The organism is Desulfovibrio diazotrophicus (assembly GCF_902498985.2).
In the GTDB taxonomy this organism is placed as follows: Bacteria; Desulfobacterota; Desulfovibrionia; order Desulfovibrionales; family Desulfovibrionaceae; genus Desulfovibrio; species Desulfovibrio legallii.
In genome coordinates this window covers 2,069,667-2,092,055 of record NZ_OX346397.1, presented here as the reverse complement: position 1 = coordinate 2,092,055, position 22,389 = coordinate 2,069,667, and the positions used below count along the sequence as shown (strand labels likewise).

General features: G+C 61.3%; 15 protein-coding genes. 5 read left to right on the top strand and 10 right to left on the bottom strand.

The annotated features are described in order from the left end of the window. Positions 1 to 18 precede the first annotated feature (18 nt). The 4 genes from gyrA to J7I12_RS09015 form a co-directional block, all read right to left on the bottom strand. Positions 19 to 2,565, bottom strand: a complete 2,547-nt coding sequence (gyrA, locus tag J7I12_RS09030; RefSeq protein WP_130957846.1) for a DNA gyrase subunit A — start codon at positions 2,563 to 2,565, stop codon at positions 19 to 21. An 81-nt stretch (positions 2,566 to 2,646) separates the two neighbouring features. Further along, a complete protein-coding gene (gene gyrB, locus J7I12_RS09025) occupies positions 2,647 to 5,052 on the bottom strand; it encodes a DNA topoisomerase (ATP-hydrolyzing) subunit B (RefSeq protein ID WP_118229340.1) in 2,406 nt (801 codons plus the stop codon). Further along, positions 5,052 to 6,206, bottom strand: a complete 1,155-nt coding sequence (gene dnaN / locus J7I12_RS09020) for a DNA polymerase III subunit beta (protein WP_118229339.1) — start codon at positions 6,204 to 6,206, stop codon at positions 5,052 to 5,054. The genes gyrB and dnaN overlap by 1 nt, the downstream gene beginning before the upstream one ends. Before the next feature lie 145 nt (positions 6,207 to 6,351). After that, positions 6,352 to 7,677 (bottom strand): helix-turn-helix domain-containing protein, encoded by a 1,326-nt coding sequence (locus J7I12_RS09015; protein WP_118229338.1) that lies wholly within the window; start codon positions 7,675 to 7,677, stop codon positions 6,352 to 6,354. A 240-nt stretch (positions 7,678 to 7,917) separates the two neighbouring features. Here J7I12_RS09015 and J7I12_RS09010 point away from each other — a divergent pair, with 240 nt between their 5' ends. Together J7I12_RS09010 and J7I12_RS09005 are read left to right on the top strand one after the other, a co-directional pair. After that, a complete protein-coding gene (locus J7I12_RS09010; protein WP_130957845.1) occupies positions 7,918 to 9,417 on the top strand; it encodes a M23 family metallopeptidase in 1,500 nt (499 codons plus the stop codon). A gap of 183 nt (positions 9,418 to 9,600) precedes the next feature. Next, on the top strand, positions 9,601 to 9,825 hold the full coding sequence (locus J7I12_RS09005; RefSeq protein WP_118229336.1) for a hypothetical protein: 225 nt from the start codon (positions 9,601 to 9,603) through the stop codon (positions 9,823 to 9,825). Between the two features lie 134 nt (positions 9,826 to 9,959). Here the strand turns inward: J7I12_RS09005 and cysK are convergent, their stop codons facing one another. Then, complete coding sequence (gene cysK / locus J7I12_RS09000; RefSeq protein WP_118229443.1) at positions 9,960 to 10,874, bottom strand: cysteine synthase A; 915 nt, start codon at positions 10,872 to 10,874, stop codon at positions 9,960 to 9,962. 242 nt (positions 10,875 to 11,116) lie between these two features. On the opposite strand from cysK, the gene J7I12_RS08995 reads away from it, so the two are divergent. Further along, positions 11,117 to 11,578 (top strand): nuclear transport factor 2 family protein, encoded by a 462-nt coding sequence (locus J7I12_RS08995; protein ID WP_242621184.1) that lies wholly within the window; start codon positions 11,117 to 11,119, stop codon positions 11,576 to 11,578. A 291-nt stretch (positions 11,579 to 11,869) separates the two neighbouring features. Here J7I12_RS08995 and J7I12_RS08990 read toward each other — a convergent pair whose 3' ends face one another. After that, positions 11,870 to 13,063 (bottom strand): pyridoxal phosphate-dependent aminotransferase, encoded by a 1,194-nt coding sequence (locus tag J7I12_RS08990; RefSeq protein ID WP_118229335.1) that lies wholly within the window; start codon positions 13,061 to 13,063, stop codon positions 11,870 to 11,872. An 86-nt stretch (positions 13,064 to 13,149) separates the two neighbouring features. Between J7I12_RS08990 and J7I12_RS08985 the strand changes: the two genes are divergently transcribed. Beyond that, positions 13,150 to 13,950, top strand: coding sequence for a DNA/RNA nuclease SfsA (locus tag J7I12_RS08985; protein WP_302549094.1), 801 nt, complete (start codon positions 13,150 to 13,152; stop codon positions 13,948 to 13,950). A gap of 339 nt (positions 13,951 to 14,289) precedes the next feature. Continuing rightward, positions 14,290 to 15,327, top strand: coding sequence for a CNNM domain-containing protein (locus J7I12_RS08980; protein WP_118229441.1), 1,038 nt, complete (start codon positions 14,290 to 14,292; stop codon positions 15,325 to 15,327). A gap of 89 nt (positions 15,328 to 15,416) precedes the next feature. On the opposite strand, the gene J7I12_RS08975 is transcribed toward J7I12_RS08980, so the two are convergent. The 4 genes from J7I12_RS08975 to folD all read right to left on the bottom strand — a co-directional run bounded on the left by J7I12_RS08975 (position 15,417) and on the right by folD (position 22,377). Further along, positions 15,417 to 17,039, bottom strand: coding sequence for a gamma-glutamyltransferase family protein (locus J7I12_RS08975; RefSeq protein ID WP_288908578.1), 1,623 nt, complete (start codon positions 17,037 to 17,039; stop codon positions 15,417 to 15,419). A 75-nt stretch (positions 17,040 to 17,114) separates the two neighbouring features. After that, positions 17,115 to 18,317, bottom strand: coding sequence for a saccharopine dehydrogenase family protein (locus tag J7I12_RS08970; protein WP_118229332.1), 1,203 nt, complete (start codon positions 18,315 to 18,317; stop codon positions 17,115 to 17,117). Positions 18,318 to 18,565: 248 nt separating this feature from the next. Next, complete coding sequence (gene uvrA / locus J7I12_RS08965; protein WP_118229331.1) at positions 18,566 to 21,520, bottom strand: excinuclease ABC subunit UvrA; 2,955 nt, start codon at positions 21,518 to 21,520, stop codon at positions 18,566 to 18,568. Continuing rightward, positions 21,517 to 22,377: a bifunctional methylenetetrahydrofolate dehydrogenase/methenyltetrahydrofolate cyclohydrolase FolD gene (gene folD / locus J7I12_RS08960; RefSeq protein ID WP_118229330.1), complete on the bottom strand. Its 861-nt coding sequence runs from the start codon at positions 22,375 to 22,377 to the stop codon at positions 21,517 to 21,519. The genes uvrA and folD overlap by 4 nt, the downstream gene beginning before the upstream one ends. Between the last annotated feature and the right edge of the window lie 12 nt (positions 22,378 to 22,389).

Here is a 22,389-nt window from a genome sequence, read left to right as displayed (position 1 = left end):
CGACCCTGCCCTCACGAGCTAGTTCTCCCCATCTCCGGGTTCGCTCTGCGGCGCTTGCGGCGTGCTGCCATCCGCAGCGGGATGTTCCGCCATGGCGGGGGCGTCGTCCATATCCTCGCTCACATCGCGCCCGGTCTGACCGCCCTCGTCCACACGGTCAAAGCCCACCACGCGCGCGCCTTCGTCCAGGCGCACCAGCATGACGCCCATGGTGGCCCGGCCCTTGCTGCGCACGTCTTCCACCCCGATGCGCACCACCTTGTTGGTGGAGGTGAGCAAAATGAGGCCGTCATTGTCCCGCACGGGCATGGCGCCCACCACATGGCCGGTTTTGGCGGTCACCTTGAAGTTGATAATGCCCTTGCCGCCCCGGCTCTGAACGCGGTAGAGCTTGACGCTGGTGCGTTTGCCGAAGCCATTGGCCGAAATGGACATAATTTCCGTGGTCTGGTCCACATCCTTGAGGATGACCCCGGCCACCACCGCATCGTGCCGCCGCAGGGCAATGCCCTTGACGCCCGTGGCCACGCGGCCCATAGACCGCACGTCCTGGCAGGCAAAACGGATGGCAAAGCCGTCGGCCGTGACCAACACAATATGACTGTTGTCGCGGATGGAGCGCACCACCACCAGTTCGTCATCTTCACGCAGCCCCACAGCCATAAGGCCGGTTTTGCGGCAGCGGGCGTAGAGCGAAGCCGAGGAGCGCTTGACCATGCCGCGCTTGGTGATAAAGAGGAAGAACTTGTCTTCGGCAAATTCCCGCAGGGCCAGCACCGTGGTGACCCATTCCCCTTCCTCCAGCGGCAGCAGATTGTTGATATGCACGCCCTTGGCCGTGCGGCTGCCCTCGGGCACCTGGTGCACCTTGAGCTGGTGCATGCGCCCCTTGTTAGTAAACAGGCAAAGATACTGGTGGTTGGTGGTGGTGAGAAATTCCTGCACATAGTCGTCTTCCGACGTATGCAGGGCCGCAATGCCCTTGCCGCCGCGCTTCTGCTGCTGGTAGTTTTCCAGCGCCGTGCGCTTCATGTACCCGCGCCGCGAAAGGGTAATGACCATTTCGTCGTCCGGAATCAGGTCCTCAATGTCTATGCTGTTGAGGGCCTCGCGCAGCACTTCCGTACGCCGGGGCGTGGCAAAGGTATCGCGGAGTTCCGTAATCTCTTTTTTAAGCTCCCCGCGCAGCACTTCCGCATTGTCCAGCACAGACTTATAAAACTGGATTTTCTGCAGCAAATCCTTGTACTCGGCCATAAGCTCATCGCGCTGCAGGCCCGTGAGCCGCTGCAGACGCATATCCAGAATGGCCCTGGCCTGTAACTCTGAAAGTTCAAACCGGGCCATCAAGGCCGCCCTGGCTTCGTCCGGATTGGCCGAAGCGCGGATCAGCGCCACCACCTCGTCAATATTGTCAATGGCTATGCGCAGGCCTTCCAGAATATGGGCCCGGGCCTCGGCTTTTTCCAGATCATAGCGCGTGCGGCGGATAACCACCTCGCGCCTGTGGTCCACAAAGCAGGCCAGCGCTGTCTTCAAAGTAAGCAGCTGCGGCCGGTTGTCCACCACGGCCAGCATGTTGATGCCGAAGCTCGTCTCCAGCGGCGTGAACTTGTACAGGGCATTGACGACCAGATCCGGAATGGTGCCGCGCTTGAGGTCAATAACCACGCGGATGCCCTTACGGTCCGATTCGTCCCGCAGGTCGGAAACACCGTCGATTTTGCGGTCGTTGACCAATGCGGCGATCTTTTCCACCAGAGAGGACTTGTTCAGTCCAAAGGGGATTTCGCGGATAATAATGGCCTGCGCGCCCTTTTTGCGGTCTTCAATTTCCACCCGGCCGCGCACCTTCACCGTGCCGCGCCCCGTATGGTAGGCGTCGTAAAGACCCTTGCCCGCATAGACAAAGCCACGGGTGGGAAAGTCCGGCCCCTTGACAAAATCCATGAGGTCGTCCACCCCGCACTGGGGATTGTCCAGCAAATAGAGCAGGGCCTCGCAGAGCTCGCCCAGATTGTGCGGCGGAATATTGGTGGCCATGCCCACGGCAATGCCCGAACTGCCGTTGAGCAGCAGGTTGGGCACCTTGGTGGGCATGACCGCCGGTTCTTGCAGGGTATTGTCGTAGTTGGGCCGGAAATCGACGGTGTTTTTATCGATATCGTTCAAAAACTCCTGCGCCAGACGCGACATGCGCACTTCTGTGTAACGCATGGCCGCCGGGGCGTCGCCGTCAATGGAGCCGAAGTTGCCCTGTCCGTCCACCAGGGGATCGCGCATGGAAAAATCCTGCGCCATACGCACCAGAGCATCATATACCGCCGAATCGCCGTGCGGGTGATACTTACCGATCACATCACCCACAATGCGCGCCGACTTTTTGTGCGGCCGATTGTAAGCGTTGGAAAGCTCGTACTGCGCATACAAAATGCGCCTGTGCACAGGCTTGAGACCGTCGCGCGCGTCAGGAATGGCGCGTCCGATGATTACAGAAAGCGAATACTCCAAATAGGACTTGCGGAGCTCTTTCTCAATACTGACTTGCTGCTGCGTTTCTGCCACTACAGGCCTCGCTGCTTGATAATTGCAATGCTTTTTATGGGAGAGAAGCCTTTTTTAAAAAAGGCTCTTCCTCCGCAATTCTTAAATATCCAAATCGTGCACAGCCAGGGCGTTGCGCTCGATAAACTCCCGGCGGGGTTCCACGCGGTCGCCCATGAGTTCTTCAAAAGCGTCGGAGGCTTCATTGGCGTCTTCCACAGAAACCTGAAGAAGCACACGGTTTTCAGGGTTCATAGTGGTGACCCAAAGCTGTTCCGGGTTCATTTCGCCCAGGCCTTTATAGCGCTGGATATTGATGCCCTTGCGGGCTTCGTCCAGCACCATGCCCATGAGGGCAAAAAGACTTTCCGCTTCAGCTTCGCCGTCTTTACGACGCAGGCGGAAATTGAGCCCGCCGCATTCCTGGCGCAGGTCGTCAAACATCTGCCAGGTCTGGCGGTAGAGGCGCGAGTTAAAAAATTCCATACCGCGCCTGGTGTGGTGGCCGCCGGAATTTTCAAAGACAGCGAAGAGGCGCTCCTCTTCGTCTTCGCTCTGTTCCCGTTCCAGAGTAAGCATATAATCGTGTTCGTTGAGCCACCGGAGCAGGTCTTCGTCCTTGTTCTGGAGCAGTTCCGGGTCTATCTGCCGGGAATAGGTGACCAAGGTGAGGAAGAGCTCGCGCGGGTTGCCGCCCAGTTCCGCATCGTTGATGCGGTTTTCCAGCTTTTCAATGCGCTCCATGAGCTCCACCATGACCTTGCCGCTGTAAACCTTGCCGTTGGCGGCCAGCACAGCCACGTCTTCACTCACGCGGGAAAGCAGAAACTCGTTCAGTTCCGGGTCATCCTTGATAAAGCGTTCCATGCGGGAATTGTGCACGCGGTAAAGAGGCGGTTGGGCAATGTAGACAAAGCCGCGCTCCACCATTTCCTGATACTGCCGGAAAAAGAAGGTCAGCAACAGAGTGCGGATATGCGCGCCGTCCACATCGGCATCAGTCATGATGATGATTTTGTGGTAGCGCAGCTTGTCCAGATCCGTGTCTTCTTCGCCAATGCCCGCGCCCATAGCCGTGATGAGGGCCTTTACTTCCTTGTTGGCCAGCATGCGGTCAAAACGGGTGCGCTCGGTATTCAGAATTTTGCCGCGCAAAGGCAGAATAGCCTGATTTTTGGGGTTACGGCCCTGCTTGGCCGAACCGCCTGCGGAGTCGCCCTCCACGATAAACAATTCAGATTCGCCGGGATCTTTGCTCTGGCAGTCGGCCAGCTTGCCGGGCAGGGCGTTGTCTGAAAGCGCTCCCTTACGCCGCACCAGCTCCTTGGCGCGGCGGGCCGCGTCGCGCGCACGGGCGGCGTCCACGGCCTTGTCGATGATCAGGCGGATATCCTTGGGGTTTTCTTCAAAATACACATTGAGGCGGTCGTAGACCACACCGGCCACCAGGCCGGCCACTTCGCTGTTGCCGAGCTTGGTCTTGGTCTGGCCCTCAAATTGGGGTTGGGGCAGCTTGACGCTGACCACGGCAGTAAGGCCCTCGCGCACGTCATCGCCGGAAAGGGCCGTGTTTTTCATTTTTTTAGAAAGGTCCGGCTGGCTCTTGATGTAGGCGTTGATGGCGCGGGTCAGGGCCGTGCGAAAGCCCACCAGGTGGGTGCCGCCTTCCTTGGTGCGGATGTTGTTGGCAAAGGTGAGGATATTTTCTTTGTAGCCCGCATTGTACTGCAGGGCAAAGTCCACGGTGACATTGTCCACCATGCCTTCGCCGAAAATAATGGGGTGAATGCCCTGTTCGCCGGAATTGAGGTCGCCCACAAACTGCCGGATACCGCCTTCGGCGTGAAACATGTGGTTTTCACCGGTACGTTCGTCCACGCATTCGATGGTCAGGCCCTTGTTGAGATAGGCCAGCTCTTCAAAGCGTTTTTTGAGCGTCTCGTAAGAAAACTCCAGGACTTCAAAAATTTCTTCGTCCGGCCTGAAGGTCACGGTAGTGCCGTGACCTTCCACGCCCTCGCTGATGACCGCAAGCTCATCCTGCGGCACCCCACGGGAATAGTGCTGCCGATAGCGCTTGCCGTCACGCCGCACAGTGACGGTGAGCTCTTCAGAAAGAGCGTTAACGCAGGACACGCCCACGCCGTGCAGACCGCCGGAAACCTTGTAGCTCGAATTGTCAAACTTGCCGCCGGCGTGCAGCTTGGTCATGACCACCTGAACGGCAGGCACGCCTTCCTTGGGATGGAGGTCCACGGGAATGCCGCGGCCGTCGTCCCGCACGGTAACGCTGTTGTCCGCATGCAGAATGACGGTAATGTGCGAACAATAGCCCGCCATGGCCTCGTCAATGGAGTTATCCACCACCTCATAAACCAGATGGTGCAGGCCCCGCCCGTCCGTGGAGCCGATATACATGGCCGGGCGCTTGCGCACGGCCGACAGGCCCTCAAGAATGGTGATGGAAGAGGCGTTGTAGCCGCCGTTGCCGGAGGTGTCAGGAGCCATTAAACGTCTTCCTCACTGTAATAGGTCGTTTCAGAAATGCGCATGGGCATGATGATGACCGTATAGTCCGGGTCTTCCGCACCGCGGATGCCGCAGGGGCCTTCCGTGCCGGTAAGCAGCATCTCTACCTTGGCGGAAACAAAATGCCCCAGAATATCCAAAAGATTGCGGGTAGGAAAGGCAATACGCTGAATATCGCCCGTGTAGCTTACTTCCAGGCTTTCATTAGCCGAACCCACGTCCTGGCCCTGGGCGGAAAGCTGCACTTCCGCGGCGCTCAGGTCCATGTAGGTGCAGCGGTCGCTTTCCGTATTAAAAATGAGGATGCGGCCCAGGGCCTCCATGAGCTCTTTGCGATCCAGGCTCATGGGCCGCATGCTTTCGTCCGTAAGGCGGCCGAGAAAAACATTGTAGTCCGGATACTGGTGACCGGCCCGGGGCAGACTCAGCGTTTCATCGCCGTTGACCGTGCGCAGATAAAGGCGTTTGTCCGTGAGGTTCAACTCAATTTCGTCCACGCCCAGCCATTTTTTGATGTCCTGTAAATACTTTTTCTGAATGAGCATGCCTTCCTGCGGCAGGCGGGCGGCCAAGTCATCGTGGGTAAAGGAAACCAGGGCAAACTGGTGGCCGTTGAGCCCGCAGACGTCAATACGGCCATTTTCCTGCGGCTTCATACAGAGGCAGGCAATGGCGTCGCGGCTGTCGTCATCGTCAATGCAAAAAGAAACCTTGTCCAACACGTCCTGCAGAAAATCCCCGGACCAGGCCACGGCGTTTTCTTCCGGAAAGGCAGAAACATTCTGAAACCATTCCGCCCCGCTCACGGGCAGCTTGTAGCTGCGCCGACCCTGCTCCAGGTGCAGGTTGCCCGAAGCCGCATCCAGAGAAAGGCGCAGCAGACCGCCAGGCAGCTGGCGCACCAAGTCCACAAAGGCGCGCCCCTGCACGCCCACCAGGCCGGGTTCCTCCACTTCCGCAGGATACCGGCCCGTAAATTCCAAAGTGGCGTCCGTAGCCATCACTTCCAGACGGCCGTCCTCGGCCTTGAGCCAGATGGAGCGCAGATACTGCGTGCCGGCTTTGGCAGGAAGAATAGCTGCGGCCTTCAGCAGACCTTCGATGATCTGCTCTTTGTTTACAGTAAGTTTCATAAAATTTCCTTACTTGTTATTAGGGCTGTCAGTTTGTGCGTAAGCCATATAACAACTGACAATTATTCATTTTTTTTGGAACACTCCACCGCTCTGGCCAGGAACGGAAGGCACAATTTGCGCGGCTGTACTTGTTTTTTTCCTTTCAGGGCAGCTTTGCTTCCACCTTTGTCACCAATTGCCTGACGCTTTTGTCACTAACTAAAAGTTTGTTAATTTTTTTAATGGCATGGATGACAGTACTGTGGTCTTTGCCGCCAAAAGCCCGGCCAAGTTCCGGGTAGGAGAGGCCCAGTTTGCGGCGGCAAACGTACATGGCCACCTGCCGGGCCAGAACCAGGTCCGGCCTGCGTTTTCCGGTCAGGGTCTCTTTTGGGTCAAGATTCAGGGCAAAGGCCACTTCATTAATAATTTCCCGGCAGTCCGGAGTTTTGTCCACCAGGCCCGTGCGCACGATATTTTCCAGGTCCGTGCGGGTCAGGGTGCATCCCTTGACGGTGGCAAAGGCCTCCACCTTGAGCAACAGCCCCTGCAGCAAACGGAACTGAGTGCAGCGCTGGGCCAGAAAAAGCAGCTGGTCGCGGGTGAGGCGCAGGCCGCGCTCCTTGCAGCTGATCTGCAGATAGCGCAGGCGCACGTCCAGGTCCGGTTCCATAAGCTCCACCACCAGCCCGCTTTCCAGGCGGGAGCGCAGACGCTCGTCCAGGGCTTTGAGGGTTTGCGGCCTGCCGGAACAGGCAAAAACCATTTGCGGAGCGGCGCCGACGTCTGAAGTCGTAACGGCCCGGGGGCAGGCGTCCATACAGACGATAAGTTTGTTTTGCCAGGCCGTTTCATTGGTAATATCCTGAATATCGTCCAGCAAAAGAACCTGGTAGCGCTCCCAGAGCAGTTCCGGCTTGCGGGCCCAGGCCGGATTTTCGGTACAAAAGCGGGCTGCATCGGCGTGCATTACTCTGGTTTTGCCCCAGATTCTGCTGAGCATGGCGGCCATGGCGCGTAAAAGCTGACTTTTGCCCGTACCGCTGCGCCCGCAAAGTAAAAAGGGGTTATAGCTGCGCCCCGCGCGGCCTGCGGCTATCTGGCGTGCCGCGGTAAGGGGAAAAGCGTTTTTGTTGTTGCAGAGAAAAGCCGTAAAAACGTCTTCTTCCTCTTGGGCCATGCCGTTGGTTATGGAAGCGGCGGTTTCGTTCAGCGGCCTGTATTCTTGAAATTCATGCCGGGCGGCCGGCGCGTGCGGGGCAGCGTGCTCGTAGACAATGGCAGGGTTGTTGCCCGCGGTAAAACAGCGTTTGCAGACCTCTTCAAACAGTGCCTGTTTGTGCTGGCCGAACCAAAGTGCGAAATATTTGTGGGGAAAGCCCACCCGCAGGATATCTTCCTCCTGGCGCAGGGTAAGGCACTCCAGCCAGGTTTCCCCGGCCAGAGCCGGATGGCGCGCCAGTATATCCCGCAATGATTGTTTTAACATACGATGGTCGGGCCCTGCCCGCGGCCCTGCGCAAAAGTCGTGTTTTTCCTTTGTCCGCACGGCGTCGGTCTGGAAGAACAAAGATAGCACATAGCATAGAAGAAGTCATGAAACAAGTGTGTGCTCTTGTGGCCCCTTGCAGCCTGCGGGAAGCGCTGGGCTGCACAGTGCCGGGCTATGGCGTTTGGATCGGCATAAGGACATCTGGACAAGGGTTTTTGATGCGGGTATGCTGCAACGATGTGGTTCCCCAAGAAAAAGGTCTGGCTGGTACTGGCGGCGGCTGTGGTTTTGCTGGCCGTTGTGCTGGTGCGATACGCCGGCCAGCGGCCGCAGATTCACAAGACTGCCGTATCAGAGGCAGTGCAGGATGCGCCCACTTCATCGGTCCCTGCACAGAATGAGGAAGGGCCGTCGGAACAGCCTGCAGAAGCGCCGGAGGGGGCAGCCAGACCTTCGGCGGATGCTGCCGTGTCTGCTGCCGATTCTGAGGAAAATGCCGCTGCAGCCGCGGATGCTGCGGCCGACGCTGCGGACGCGGGGGCTGCGCCGGGGGAAGCTGTGGTGCGCGGCACCCTGGAAAAAGGGGATACGGTGGGTAAGCTGCTGGCCGAGGCGGGCAGCGACGGCGCACAGGAATATGTGAGCGCCGCCCGGCGGGTGTTTTCCATGCGGGCCTTCCGTGAAGGGCAACCCTATGTCATTGTCACGGATGCGGGTACGGGCCGGGTCAAGCGGTTTGAATACGAGATCGACAGCCGCCGCCGTCTGGTTGTGGAAGGGCAGGAAGCGCCTTCCGCCAGGGTAGAGGCCATTGAATACGTCACCTTGCTGAACACGGTAACGGCCACCATCACCGACAACCTTTTTCAGGCCGTGGCGGATGTGGGCGAAAGCCCGCAAATGGCCCTCAGGCTGGCTGAACTTTTTGGCGCAGAAATCAACTTTATCCGCGATCTGCAGCCAGGAGACAGCTTTTCCGTCCTGGTGGAAAAACGCTACCGCGATGGCGACTACAAGGGCTATGGGCGCATTCTGGCCGCCCACTTCACCAACAAGGGCAGCACCTACGAAGCCTACCTGTTCCACGACGGCGATAATCCCGCCCAGTACTACAACGCCAAGGGCGAAAATCTGCGTAAGACTTTGCTGCAGGCCCCTTTGGCCTTTACCCGAATTACCTCCCGCTTTACAAACAGCCGAAAACACCCCATCTTGGGGTATAGTCGTCCCCACCAGGGTGTGGACTACGCCGCGCCCACGGGCACGCCCGTCAAGGCCGTGGGTCGTGGGGTGGTTACGCATAAGGGCTGGGCCGGGGGCTATGGCAACCAGATTATAGTGCGGCACGGTTCCGGGCTGGAATCGCTGTATTCCCACCTTTCTGGGTTTGCGCGCGGCCTGCGTAAGGGGCAGAGCGTGCGACAGGGGCAGGTTATCGGCTTTGTGGGCAGCACCGGGCTTTCCACCGGGCCGCATCTGGATTTCCGTCTACGCCAGGGGGGCAAATTCATTAATCCGGTCAAGGCCATTAACCCTCGCGGCGCGCCGGTGAGCAAAAAATCCTTGTCCGCCTTTCACAAGGTGATGGAACAGGAACTGGCCTATCTCAATGGCGAACAGTCGTTGGGGCTTTACACGGTGGACAGTCTGGTTCCGGAAGCTCCCGTAGTCATCAGTCAGGATAAGGATGCCGACAAAGAGCCGCAGCGGGATAAGCCGCGCCGCCGGCATCGCTGAAGTTGTCTTTAGAGCATTTAACACTTAAAATGCTCGATTACTGCAGGCAAAAGCCTGCCTTCTCGCATTTCGTGGCAAGGATTTTCAAGAAAATCCTTGCAGAGCAGTTAGCTCATTTCATTCGTTAACTGCTCTAGGAAGTTTCGGCTTTAATTACGCGGAATTTCCATCTTCGGAGGACGTATGACCGTCTTCGTCCCCATGACAGGGCTGACACTGGTGTTGCAGAACACGCCGCCGGACAGCACCGAGGTCATCGGTTTTTATCCTTCCATCATCAATGACAGTACCGCAGCTGCGGATGAGCTGCTTTCTCAGGACAGCGCCACCTCTTTTATGCAGACCCAGTGGCGTCTGGCTGCCGCCAATATTCTGGGTATTGGGGTAGTAGCGGGCGGCTGGGCGTAGGGAGATCTTTATTTTTCAGTCAGGGTAGGCCCGGCGCGGTTCTGTGGGAGAATGGGGGTTTTTGAAGGATGGGGGTGTGGGGGGAAGGGAATTTTTGTGCACAAAAGTTCCCTTCCCCCCACACTACACGATGGTTACTGCATATCCGTAAACAAGCGGGTAGACATATAGCGTTCGCCGGTATCGCAGGCGAAGGTAACGATGTTTTTACCCTGCATTTCCGGTCTGGCGGCCACGCTGAGGGCGGCGCGGACGTTTGCGCCGGTGGAGATGCCGGCCACGACGCCCTGTTTCATGAGCTCGCGGGAGGTTCGCATGGCTTCCTCGCCGTCGGCGAGGATGATTTCATCCAGCAGGGTGCGGTCGAGGATTTTGGGAATAAAGCCCGCGCCGATGCCCTGGATGAGGTGGGGTGCGGCTTTGCCGCCGGAGAGTACGGGCGAGGCCGCAGGTTCCACGGCGATAACCCGGAAGTTTTTGATATGTTCTTTGAGAAAACGCCCGGTGCCGGTAATGGAGGATCCGGAGCCCACGCCGGCCACCAGAGCGTCCATGTGGCCCACGCTGTCTTTGAAGATTTCCGGCCCGGTGGTTTTGTAGTGGGCCTGGACGGCTTCAGGGTTGGTGAACTGGCCGAGGATGCAGCCGTCTTCAGCGGCGGCGATGCGTTGGGCTTCGGTCACGGCGCCGCTCATGCCTTGGGCGGCGGGGGTGAGGACGACGGAGGCTCCTAGGGCCTTGAGCAGGTTGCGGCGTTCTATGCTCATGGATTCCGGCATGGTCAGGATGCAGCGCAGGCCGCGCACGGCGGCCACCAGGGCGATGCCGATGCCCATATTGCCGCTGGTGGGTTCTACCAGCAGGCCGCCCGGTTCCACTTTGCCTTCCTGCAGGGCGTCTTCAATAAGATGGAAGGCTACTCTGTCTTTGATGGACCCGCCAGGGTTGCGGTTTTCCAGTTTGAGCCAGACAGTGCCCGGCAGATCGCTGGAGCGCTCCACGCGCAGCATGGGTGTATTGCCGATGGTTTGAAGAATTGTGGTCAGCATGGTGAAGCCTCGCATTGCGTCAAAGGCGGCGCGCACGCCGCCGAAAAATTCGGGATTGCTTTACATTGGACGTTTTTTACCCGAAACTTGAAGGGTAGAATAGAGGAAAGCGTCCGCCTTGGCAATTTTCCCCTACCGGGGTTTGGCAGACGCGCGGTCTCTGCCGCGAGCGTACGGGCGTCAGGGGCGGGGCCGTTTCACCTTGTGCCGCGCCGACTGCGCGGCGGAACACCGGAGCGTATATGATGAAGATTTTTTCTGCCGCCGCCTTGATTTTTACCCTTATGCTGGGTTCGGCCGTAGCGGCCCAGGCCAGGGCAGACACGGTGGCGCTGTACACGGAAGCCGTCATGACGGGTGATATTCCGGCACTGGAAACCCTGCTGGCCCCCAACTACTGGCATATCAACGCCAATGGGCATATTCAGGACAAAGAGCACTTTATCGCCACCATTAAAAACAAGGAAATGGTCATCGACCGCCTTTCCTTCACCAATGCCCGCACGACCATTATCGGCGACGCCACGCTGATCACCGGCAACGGCACCCTCAGGGGCCGCGCCGAACCCCCTCTACCGCAGGGCTTGATGCGCTTTACGCTGGTGCTGGTCAAAGACAAGGGGCGGGATGAAGTGGTGTTGTTCCAGGCCACGCCGGTCATTCCTTCGGTGGACTGCGCCGACGGCAACTGCAAAATCCAGTAGCGGCATTGCAACGTTGCAATGCCCTGGCGGTTGCGCAAGCACAGCTTCAGCCGTTGCGACGCAGGAGCTTGGCCCGTTACGACGAAGGAAGTTACGGGCCAAGACAGCAGCGCTATGTAGTTGCGCGGTGAAGCGCTGGAACGAGCGTGCCGTAACCTTGGAGAATGCATATTCTCAAAGGTAATCTGCTCTCGTTTTCCTTGCTGCGGCGGTACAATGAAAAAGGCGCGGGGCCGTAAGTCGGTGCCGCGCCCTTGATTCTTTCGCATAACCGCAATGCGGTTCGGCGGATCAGTTCTGAGCGGCTTCGGCCAGCACGGCCAGTTCCGCGCCAATCCTGTCCAGGGCCTTGGCCAGCACGTCGTCGGCCACGGCGTAGGAAAAGCGGATGCAGTTATCGTCGCCGAAGGCCGCTCCCGGCACCACAGCCACATGGGCCTTGTCCAGCAGCCGGGTGCAGATGTCTGTGGAATTGGCGGCCAGGCGGCCGAAGCATTTGCGCACGTCCACAAAGAGGTAGAAGGCTCCGTCCGGCCTGGGACAGACGGCAAAGGGCCAGTCCTCGATAATATGCATGGCCAGGTCGCGGCGGCGCTGGAAAGCCCGACACATTTCGCGCACACCGTCCATGGGGCCGGTAAGGGCCGCCAGGGCCGCCTTTTGCGCGATGGAGCAGATATTGGACGTGCTGTGCCCCTGCATGGAGGAAATTTTTTTGATCAAATCCGGGTGCGCGGCCAGAAAGCCCACGCGCCAGCCGGTCATGGCATAGCTTTTGGAAAGGCCGTTGAGCACGGCCACCTGCCGGGGGTATTCGGCAAACCAGCCAATGGCGCTGGTCATGGTGGCCGGCGAAAACACGAGCTGGTCGTAGATTTCGTCCGAGAGTACAAAGATGCCCTGGCTCAGGGCCCAGTCCATGATGGCCGTGAACTCCGCCTCAGTGTAGACGGCCCCGGTGGGGTTGCTGGGCGAATTGAGGATGAGCAGGCGGGTCTTGGCCGTGCGGTGGGCCTCCAGCATGGCCGGGGTGACCTTGAAGTTCTGCTCCGGCCCGGCGGACACGGGCACGGGTACGCCTTCGGCCAGCATGACCATGTCCGGGTAGCTCAGCCAGTAGGGGGCGGGCAAAAGCACCTCGTCGCCGGGATTGATGGTGGTCTGGATGAAATTATACAGGCAGTGTTTGCCGCCCGCGCCGATGATGATGGATTCTCGCGGTACGGGCACGCCGTAGGCGCGTCCGAAGTAGTCGCCTGCGGCCTTGCGCAGCTCCGGGATGCCGGGCACGGCGGTATAGTGGCAGAAGTTGGCGTCTATGGCGGCCTTGGCCGCAGCGCAGACGTGCGGAGGAGTGGGAAAGTCCGGTTCGCCCACGGCCAGGCTGGTGACGGATACGCCCTGCGCTTTGAGCTCCAGCGCGCGGCTGTTGACGCTGAGGGTCAGGGAAGGTTTGATATTGCTCAGACGGTGCGATATCTGCATGGGGGCTCCTTGCGGCACAAAGGGGGCGATTGCGGCCCGCGCCTGCGGACCGTGAAGAGTTTTATCAATTTCAGCCCAGGGTGTAAATGCGCCAGAACCAGAACAGAACCGGCAATGCGCCGCCAGCAGACGCGGACAGACCGCCTTTGCTGCCTTTGCCGTCCGGCTGCGTGGTGGGGGCCTTTGTGCAGCGGCGTAACCGCTTCAGCGTGGAAATACGTACGGCGCAAGGGCCGCTCTGGATCCACAGCAACAATTCCGGCAGCATGCTGGGCCTGACCCGGCCTGGCGCGCCTGTGCTGGCCTCGCCGGCGGCCAATCCCGCCCGCAAGCTCAAATATACCCAGGAAGGCGTCTGGCTGGCCCGTACGGCCTGTCCGCCGCCGCCTGATCTGCCGCCGGGTGCGGAAGACGGCTTTTGGGTGGGCGTCAATACCTCCGTGCCCAACAAAATGCTTGAAGCGGCCTTCAAGGCCGGTCGGCTGCCCTTTGCCGTCGGCTATACGCAGCTGACCCGCGAGGCCCGGCGCGGCCAGAGCCGCCTGGACGGTCTGTTCAGCGGGCCGGGCCTGCCGCCTCTTTGGGTAGAGTGCAAAAACGTCACCCTGGTGGAAGACGATGCGGCCTGTTTTCCGGATGCGGCCAGCGAACGCGGGCGCAAGCATTTGCGGGAGCTCATGGATATTGTGGCCCACGGTCAAAGGGCCGCCATGTTTTATCTGGTGCAGCGGCCCGACGGCCATTGCTTTGCCCCGGCGGACTGCATTGACCCGGAGTACGCCGCCCTGTATGCGGCCGCTAGGCGGAGCGGGGTGGAAATATATCCCTTCCGCGCTTTGGTTGGTCAGAATGGGGTGGATCTGGGGGAGGCGCTTCCCCTGGCCTGAGCGCGGGGGGCTTTTGTGCTCAGGCGGCGTCAAAACGGGGACAACGCTCTTTGGTCCAGACCCGTTGCGGGCAGTCCATTCCTTGTCTGAACGTAAAATTTCTCCCGCACTTGCGCGCGGCCTTCCTGTATCCTGCCTGCCCAAAGCCGTCTTGGCAGCCCAATCTCTCCCGCGCTTCACAGTGTTCTGAAAGGGATTGCGAGCCCCCCCATGACCGCGCAGCGGTCGGGGCTTATGCGCCCGGAGGCCGCAAGAAGGCCGTTGCCAGCGGACCGGGCGCGGCTTATGCTGGGCGGACGGCGGCGCGTGCGCCCCGCAGGCTTCATGCAGGAAGACGTTATGCTGACCCTGGTTCTTTCCATCACTCTGGCCATTGCCGTGTGTTTTTTGTGTTCCCTGGCGGAAACCGTGCTCTATACGCTGCCGTGGTCTGCCATTGAGCGGCTGCGGCGGTCCGGCCGGCCAGCGGGCGCGGTGCTCTACAAGCTGCGGCTGGAGGTCAACCGGCCCATTGCCGCTATTCTTACCCTTAACACCATTGCCAATACGGCCGGGGCCACGGTGGCGGGCGCGGCTTTTCTGGCGCAATTCGGGCCGGACTTCACGGCTTTGTTTGCCGTGGGCTTTACGGGCTTGCTGCTGATTCTGGGCGAGATTCTGCCCAAGAGCCTGGGGGTGGCCCATACCGAGGCCCTGGCCGTGGTCATGGCCCGACCTCTGGCTGTGCTTACCCGGCTGCTGGCGCCCTTGTTGTGGGTCACGACCTGTATCAGCCGCCTGGTGGTGCGGCCGCGCGCTTCCGGGCCGATGGTTTCGGAGGACGACATCCGCGCCGTCGCCAGCCTGTCGCGCCAGGCCGGGCGCATCAAGCCCTATGAGGAAGCCTTTATCCGCAACGTGCTGGCCCTGGACCAGAAGCGCGTCTATGACGTCATGACCCCGCGTACCGTGGTTTTTTCGCTGCCGGAAAACGCAACTGTGGAAGCGGCCTATAATGACCCGCGCATCTGGCATTTCAGCCGCGTGCCGGTGTACGGGGACGATAACGAGGATATTGTGGGCTTTGTGGAGCGCCGCGCCCTGGCCCGCAACCTGCGTGATGGTCAGGGCGGGCTGCCGCTTGCGGCTGTTCTGCGGCCCATTAATTTTATTCTGGAAAATCAGACGCTGGACGTGCTTTTGCGTGAGATGCTGGAGGCGCACGAGCATCTGTTTGCCGTGCTGGACGAATACGGCGGCCTTGCGGGCGTGGTTTCGCTGGAGGATGTGGTGGAAGAGATTCTGGGCAGCGAAATTGTGGACGAAAGCGACAATGTGGAAGACCTGCGCGCCCTGGCCCGTCGCCGCAGGGAGGCCGCCACACGCGGCAAAATCTAGAGCAGAAAAAAGTTTTTTGAGGGATGGGGGCGTGGGGGGAAGGGGACTTTTGTTCACAAAAGTCCCCTTCCCCCCACAGCTATTCCACTTTAATAACAGGCGATATTGCTGTCTGTGCGCGGTTCCGCAGCGCCCACCAGCACGTTGTTGTCCAGGCGCAGGATAAGCTGGCCCCGTCCGAAGGACGTGCTCTGCAGGGCCACTTCCACCTCATGGCCTTTGCCCGCCAGCTGGCGGGCCGTTTCCACAGGAAAGGACGGCTCCACCAGAAAGCGGCGGTCGCCCACCCACTGCCAGCGCGGCGCGTCCAGGGCCTGCTGCGGATTGAGCTTAAAATCCACAAGATTGCACATGACCTGCACGTGCCCCTGCGGCTGCATGTAGGCCCCCATGACGCCCATGGGCCCTATGGGGCGGCCGCCCTTGGTGATAAAGGCCGGGATGATGGTGTGGTAGGTTTTTTTGCCCGGCTGCAGGCAATTGGCGTGCTGGGGGTCCAGGGAAAAATCCGCGCCCCGGTTCTGCAGGGCAATGCCCGTGTCGCGCACCACAATGCCGGAGCCGAAGCCCATATAGTTGCTCTGGATGTAGGAAACCATGTTGTCCTGTGCGTCGGCTGCGCACAGATAGACCGTGCCGCCTTTGGGCAGCTGCACAGGCGCGGGCAGGGCGGCCTGGCTGGTGATCTGGCGGGCGCGGGCCGCGCCGAAGGCCGGCTCGAGAAAGTTGTGGTAGTCCACGGCCATGTGGCGGTTGTCGGTGACGTAGTGGCGGGCGTCGGCAAAGGCCAGCTTCATGGCTTCCCATTGCAGATGGCGGGCCTCCACGGCGTCGAGGCTTTCCAGGGGAAATTCCTTGAGGATGTTCAGGGCCATGAGCGCTGTGATGCCCTGGCCGTTAGGCGGTATTTCCCACAGTTCGCAGCCGCGGTAGCTCACGCTGATGGGGTCTACCCATTGGGGCTGGAAGGCCGCCAGGTCCGCGGCCGAGAGGTAGCCGTCAAAGGCGGCGCTTTCTGCTGCTATACGGGCCGCCAGGTCGCCGCGGTAAAAATCTTCGGCGCGGCTTTGGGCTATAGCCTGCAAGCTGCGGGCGTGGTGGGGCAGGCGCACAATTTCGCCCGCCAGCGGGGCCCGTCCCTGGGGCGCAAAAGTGCTGTACCAGGCGGCAAATTCCGGCCCGGTGCAGTGTTCCCGCAGGGTCTGGAAGGCTTCGCCCCACAGAAAGGCCAGCATGGGCGGCACGGGGTAGCCCTCACTGGCGTAGGCGATGGCCGGTTCCAGCAGCGTGGCGAAGGGCAGTTTGCCGAACCGGGCGGAGAGTGCGGCCCAGGCCCCCACCGCGCCCGGCACGGTCACGGGCGTCCAGCCGTAGCGCGGCATGGCGGGGCCGCCGTGGCGGGCCAGAACCTTTTCGATGGAAATGGCCTGGGGCGCGGGGCCGCTGGCATTGAGCCCGTGCAGGGCGTTGTTCTGCCAGACCAGGGCAAAGGCGTCGCTGCCCAAGCCGTTAGAGGTGGGCTCCAGCACGGTGAGGGCTGCGGCCGTGGCCACAATGGCGTCCACGGCATTGCCGCCCTGGCGCAGCATGGCCAGACCCGCCGCGGAGGCCAGGGCGGAAGAAGCGGCCACCATGCCGTTGCGGGCGTAGATGGGTATTCTGCGGGAAGGGTGGGGCGCGTAAAGGGGGTCAAAATCAAAGGGATGGCGCATGGCGGGACTTCCTGGTCTTGCGGGCGGCCCCTGCGGCACAAGGGCCGCCCGTGTTCGCGCAAAGCCGTTGGCGGGTTATTTTACCTCCACGCACTGCCAGGGCAGGCCGTAGCGGTTGAGGTCTTCCATAAAGGGGTCCGGGTCCATCTGTTCCATGTTCCAGACGCCGGGCTTGCGCCACTGGCCTGAGGCCACCATTTTGGTGCCGATCATGGCGGGTACGCCCGTGGTGTAGGAAATGGCCTGGGAACCCACCTCGGCGTAGCAGACTTCGTGGTCGCAGATATTGTAGATATAGACCGTTTTTTCTTTGCCGTTTTTTACGCCGCGCAGCACGTCGCCGATGCAGGTCTTGCCCTTGGTGAGCGGGCCCAGGGAAGCCGGGTCGGGCAGCAGCTTGGCCAGAAACTGTATGGGCACGATGTCCTGCCCCTGGAATTTGACGGGATCAATGCGGGTCATGCCCACGTTGCCCAGCACCTTGAGGTGGTTGAGATAGTTTTCCGAAAAGGTCATCCAGAAGCGGGCGCGGCGGACGCCCTTGAGGTTGCGCACCAGGGATTCCAGTTCCTCGTGGTACATGAGGTAGCATTTTTTGGGGCCGATGCCGTCGGGGAAGTCGTAGGTCATGGACCAGGACAGGGGGTCGGTTTCCACCCATTCGCCGCGTTCCCAGTAGCGGCCCCTGGCCGTGACTTCGCGGATATTGATTTCCGGATTGAAATTGGTGGCAAAGGGCTGGCCGTGGTCGCCGGCGTTGCAGTCGATAATGTCCAGTACGTGCACTTCGTCCAGCTGGTGCTTGAGGGCCCAGGCGGCGTAGACGTTGGTGACGCCGGGGTCGAAACCGGAGCCCAGCAGGGCCGTGAGCCCCGCGTCGCGGAAGCGTTCGTTGTAGGCCCACTGCCATTTGTATTCAAATTTGGCCGTGTCCAAGGGCTCGTAGTTGGCCGTATCCACATAGTGCACGCCGCATTCCAGGCAGGCGTCCATGATGTGCAGGTCCTGGTAGGGCAGGGCCACGTTGCAGACCAGGTCGGGCTTTACGTCGCGCAGCAAGGCGCAGAGTTCGGGTACATTGTCCGCGTCCACCTGCGCGGTGCTGAGGTCCACGTCCAGGCGTTTTTTGACGCTTTGGGCAATGGCGTCGCACTTGGCGCGGGTGCGGCTGGCCAGGGTGATGCTGCTGAAGGCCTGCTCGTATTTGGCTGCCTGGGCGCACTTGTGGGCCACCACGCTGCCCACGCCGCCCGCGCCGATGATCAGAAGATTGGCCATGATGTCTAACCTCATCTGTTGCAAAGGTTGCCTGGGACAGGAAAGCGCCTGCCCCGCAGGCTACACCGCCGCAGCCCGTGAAGGCAATGGGCGGAGGTCTGTGAAACGTCCTGTGCGCCTGCGGAAGAGGGTCGCCGGGCATTCATGTTGCTATGGCGCTGACCGCAAGGCCCTGCGCGCCGGGGAGGGGGAGAGCGGGGCCTGTGTCCCCCAGCCGCCTCCGGCGGCTTTTCTTTCTCTGGCTGCAGCTACGCGGGCTGCGGCCGGCGTTTGGTCCTGTCCAGGCGTTCCTGCATGAGAAAGCGCCCGGTGACGGAGTTCGGGTCGGCCACAATGGCCTCAGGTGTGCCCGCAGCCACGATGCGCCCGCCGTTTTCGCCGCCGCCGGGACCCATGTCCAGCACATGGTCCGCGGCCAGGATCATATCTGTATTATGCTCAATGACCACCACGCTGGCGCCCCGGTCCACCAGAGCGTGGAGCACCTTGATGAGCTTGCCCACCTCGTGCATGTGCAGGCCGGTGGTAGGTTCGTCCATAATGTACATGGTGCCGGGCAGGGAGCGTTTGCCCAGTTCGCGCGAGATTTTGATGCGCTGGGCTTCGCCGCCGGAAAGGGTGGTGGCGGGCTGGCCCAGGCGCAGGTACTCCAGGCCCACTTCTTCCAGCACGGCCAGGCGGCGCTCCAGGGCGGGATAGCTGCTGAAAAGCTCCCGCGCCTGGCGCACGGTAAGCTCCAGCACGTCGGCGATATTCAGGCCTTTGTAGCGCACTTCCAGGGTTTCGTGATTATAGCGGCGGCCTTTGCAGACGTCGCAGGTGACGTAGATATCGGGCAGAAAGTGCATTTCTACCCGGATCTGGCCGTCGCCGCCGCAGGCTTCGCAGCGGCCGCCGCGCACGTTGAAGCTGAAGCGCCCCGGTTTGTAGCCGCGTTTGCGGGCGTCGGGCGTCAGGGCGAAGATGTTGCGGATTTCGTCAAAGATTTTGGTGTAGGTGGCCGGGTTGGAGCGCGGGGTACGGCCGATGGGGGTCTGGTCAATGGCCACAATGCGCTCCACAGGGGCGGCGTCCTTGGTATAACTCAGGCCCGCTATGCTGCCGGGCTGATCCACGCGTTGGCCCAGACTCAGGGCCAGATGTTTGTAGAGGGTATCCACCACCAGCGAGCTTTTGCCCGAACCGGAAACCCCCGTAACGCAGGTGAGCACGCCCAGGGGGATGCGGCAGTCGATGTTCTGCAGGTTGTTGGTGGTAATGCCGTGGAGCAGCAGCGCGCCCTTGCCCTCGCGGCGCTGGTCGGGCAGGGGGATGCTGGCGTCGCCGCGCAGGTAGCGGGCCGTGAGCGTGTCCGCCCGCAGGAGCTGGTCCACAGAGCCCTGGAACATGATTTCGCCGCCCTGCGCGCCGGAGCCGGGGCCCAACTCAATAACTGTGTCCGCCGCGCAGATGGTGGCCTCGTCGTGCTCCACCACCAGCACGGTGTTGCCGCGGGCCTGCAGAGAACGCAGGGTGCCCAGCAGGCGTTCGTTGTCGCGGGGGTGCAGGCCAATGGAGGGTTCGTCCAGCACATAGGTGACGCCCACCAGGCCGGAGCCCAGCTGTGAGGCCAGACGGATGCGCTGGGCCTCGCCGCCGGAAAGGGTGGCCATGGAGCGGCCCAGAGAGAGGTACTCCAGCCCCACATTGCGCATGAAGGACAGACGGTGGGTGAGTTCTTTCAAAAGTGGTTCGGCGATGAGGGCGTGGCGGCCCGTAAAGCGACGCCGGGCCAGCCAGTCCAGGGCGCGTTCCACGGAAAGAGCGCAGAATTGGGCGATGTTCAGGTCGTCTACGCGTACGGCCAGAGCGCCGGGGTTGAGGCGCGCGCCGCGGCAGTCCGGACAGGCCATGGTCTGGCGAAAGCGCGCCAGCGCCTCGCGCCAGGCTTCGCCGTACTGCATGCCGCTTTCCAGCAGGGGGATGACGCCGGGCCAGCGGTGTTCGTCGGCCTGCACCCGGCCCTGTGTTTTGAGAACTTCAGAAAAATGCTCGCTCTGGTAGTCGCCCGCCGCGCCCAGGGCCACGCTGCCGCCCATCCAGTTGCGGCGCAGGCCCAGCGAGGTCCGCGCCGGGCGGCCGTGCTCGTCCTCGCCGTAAAACAGGGCGGCCAGGGCGTCTTCGGAAAATTTTTCCAGCGGCGTGTCAAGACTGAACCGGAAGCGTTTGCCCAGGGCCTTGAGGGCCGCCGCATAGCGGGCAAAGGACTTGCCCGTCCAAGGCAAGAGGGCCCCGGCATTGAGAGCCAGGCCCATGTTGGGAGCAATGAGGCGCGGCTCAAAGTAGTCCACCCCGCCCAGGCCCACGCAGCGGGGGCAGGCCCCCTGCGGCCCGTTGAAGGAAAACAGCTGCGGACTCAAGGCCGGCAGGGAAATATGGCAGTGCGGGCAGACCGAGGTAGTGGACTGCACCGCGTCCTGCTCCGCTTCCGGCAGGCCGGGGCGGTGCACCACCAGGCGCCCGTCGCCGAAGCGCAGGGCCAGTTCCACAGAATCGGCCAGCCGCCCGCGGAGGCCCTCTTTGTTGACCAGGCGGTCCACCACCAGGTCAATGCTGTGCTTTTTATTCTTGTCCAGCTCCGGCAGGGCGTCCAGAGTATGAAACGCGCCGTCCACCCGCACACGGGCAAAGCCTTCGGCCTTGAGTTTTTTAAACTTGTCCTGATGCGTGCCCTTCTGCAGTTCTACCAGCGGCGCCAGCACCATAAATTTTTCGCCCTGGGGCAGGGCCAGAATGTCCGCAATGATTTCGTCCGCGGCGCGGGCCTCAATGGGCCGTCCGCACTGGGGGCAGTACATGCGCCCCAGCCGGGCGTAGAACACGCGCAGAAAGTCGTAGATTTCCGTCACCGTGCCCACTGTGGAGCGCGGATTGCGCGAAACGCTCTGCTGCTCCAGCGAAATGGCCGGGGAAAGGCCCTCAATTTTTTCCACATCGGGCTTGTCCATCTGGGGCAGAAACTGGCGGGCGTAGGTGGAGAGGGATTCCACATAGCGCCTCTGGCCTTCGGCATAGACAATGTCAAAGGCCAGGGTGGACTTGCCGGAACCCGAAGGCCCGCAGACCACCACCAGCTCGTCTCTGGGGATATCCAGGCTGATGTTGCGCAGATTGTGCTGCCGGGCCTTGACGATGTGGATGCAGGGCTTTTTTGCTTCGCTCATAAGGAAAGGCGTTGCCGCCAGGATTGCACGGTATTGGCCAGCAGCATGGCAATGGTCATGGGCCCCACGCCGCCGGGCACCGGGGTGATGGCCCGGACCTTTTTGCTCACCGCGGTAAAGTCCGCGTCGCCGCAAAGGCCCTCCGGGGTGCGGTTGATGCCCACGTCAATAACTACAGCGCCCTCGCGCACCATGTCGGCGGTGATGCTGCGCGGCCGGCCCAGGGCCAGAAACAGAAAGTCCGCCTGCCGGCACTGCGCCGCCAGGTCGGGCGTGCGGGAGTGGCACACGGTGACTGTGGCGTCGCCGTAGGGGCCGGGGCGGGACAAGAGCATGGCCAGGGGCTTGCCCACGATGTTGGAGCGCCCCACCACCACGGCCCGCTGACCCGCCGTGGGCAGCTCGTAGCGCCGCAAAAGCTCCATGACCCCGGCGGGCGTGCAGGAAACAAATCCCGGCAGGTCCAGGGAAAGCCGCCCCACATTCATGGGGTGGAAGCCGTCCACGTCCTTATCCGGATCAATGGCCAGCAGGCAGGCCTGGGCGTCCAGGCCGCCGGGCAAGGGCAGCTGCAGCAAGATGCCGTCCACGTTGGCGTCTGCATTGCAGGCGCGGATCAGGGCCAGCAGGTCCGCCTGGCTGGTCTGGGCGGGCAGATGGTGCGGAAAGGAAACTATGCCCGCCTCGGCGCAGGCTCGCTCCTTATTGCGTACATAGACCTGCGAGGCCGGGTCTTCGCCTACCAAAATCACCGCCAGGCCTGGCGCGCGCGCGCCGTCGGACCGCGCCGCGGCCACGGCCTCGGCCAGTTCGGCCCGCAGGGCCGCCGCCGTTGCTTTGCCGTCAATCAGAATCATGTCGTCTCCAGA

What these genes read in the sequence shown, in the direction of transcription:
- J7I12_RS09010 (WP_130957845.1), top strand. Translation starts at nt 7,918, where the DNA reads ATGTGGTTCCCCAAGAAAAAGGTCTGGCTGGTACTGGCGGCGGCTGTG.
- J7I12_RS08975 (WP_288908578.1), bottom strand. Translation starts at nt 17,039, where the DNA reads ATGCGCCATCCCTTTGATTTTGACCCCCTTTACGCGCCCCACCCTTCC.
- J7I12_RS08985 (WP_302549094.1), top strand. Translation starts at nt 13,150, where the DNA reads ATGCGCCAGAACCAGAACAGAACCGGCAATGCGCCGCCAGCAGACGCG.
- uvrA (WP_118229331.1), bottom strand. Translation starts at nt 21,520, where the DNA reads ATGAGCGAAGCAAAAAAGCCCTGCATCCACATCGTCAAGGCCCGGCAG.
- J7I12_RS08970 (WP_118229332.1), bottom strand. Translation starts at nt 18,317, where the DNA reads ATGGCCAATCTTCTGATCATCGGCGCGGGCGGCGTGGGCAGCGTGGTG.
- J7I12_RS08980 (WP_118229441.1), top strand. Translation starts at nt 14,290, where the DNA reads ATGCTGACCCTGGTTCTTTCCATCACTCTGGCCATTGCCGTGTGTTTT.
- J7I12_RS08990 (WP_118229335.1), bottom strand. Translation starts at nt 13,063, where the DNA reads ATGCAGATATCGCACCGTCTGAGCAATATCAAACCTTCCCTGACCCTC.
- folD (WP_118229330.1), bottom strand. Translation starts at nt 22,377, where the DNA reads ATGATTCTGATTGACGGCAAAGCAACGGCGGCGGCCCTGCGGGCCGAA.
- dnaN (WP_118229339.1), bottom strand. Translation starts at nt 6,206, where the DNA reads ATGAAACTTACTGTAAACAAAGAGCAGATCATCGAAGGTCTGCTGAAG.
- gyrB (WP_118229340.1), bottom strand. Translation starts at nt 5,052, where the DNA reads ATGGCTCCTGACACCTCCGGCAACGGCGGCTACAACGCCTCTTCCATC.
- J7I12_RS09015 (WP_118229338.1), bottom strand. Translation starts at nt 7,677, where the DNA reads ATGTTAAAACAATCATTGCGGGATATACTGGCGCGCCATCCGGCTCTG.
- J7I12_RS08995 (WP_242621184.1), top strand. Translation starts at nt 11,117, where the DNA reads ATGATGAAGATTTTTTCTGCCGCCGCCTTGATTTTTACCCTTATGCTG.
- cysK (WP_118229443.1), bottom strand. Translation starts at nt 10,874, where the DNA reads ATGCTGACCACAATTCTTCAAACCATCGGCAATACACCCATGCTGCGC.
- J7I12_RS09005 (WP_118229336.1), top strand. Translation starts at nt 9,601, where the DNA reads ATGACCGTCTTCGTCCCCATGACAGGGCTGACACTGGTGTTGCAGAAC.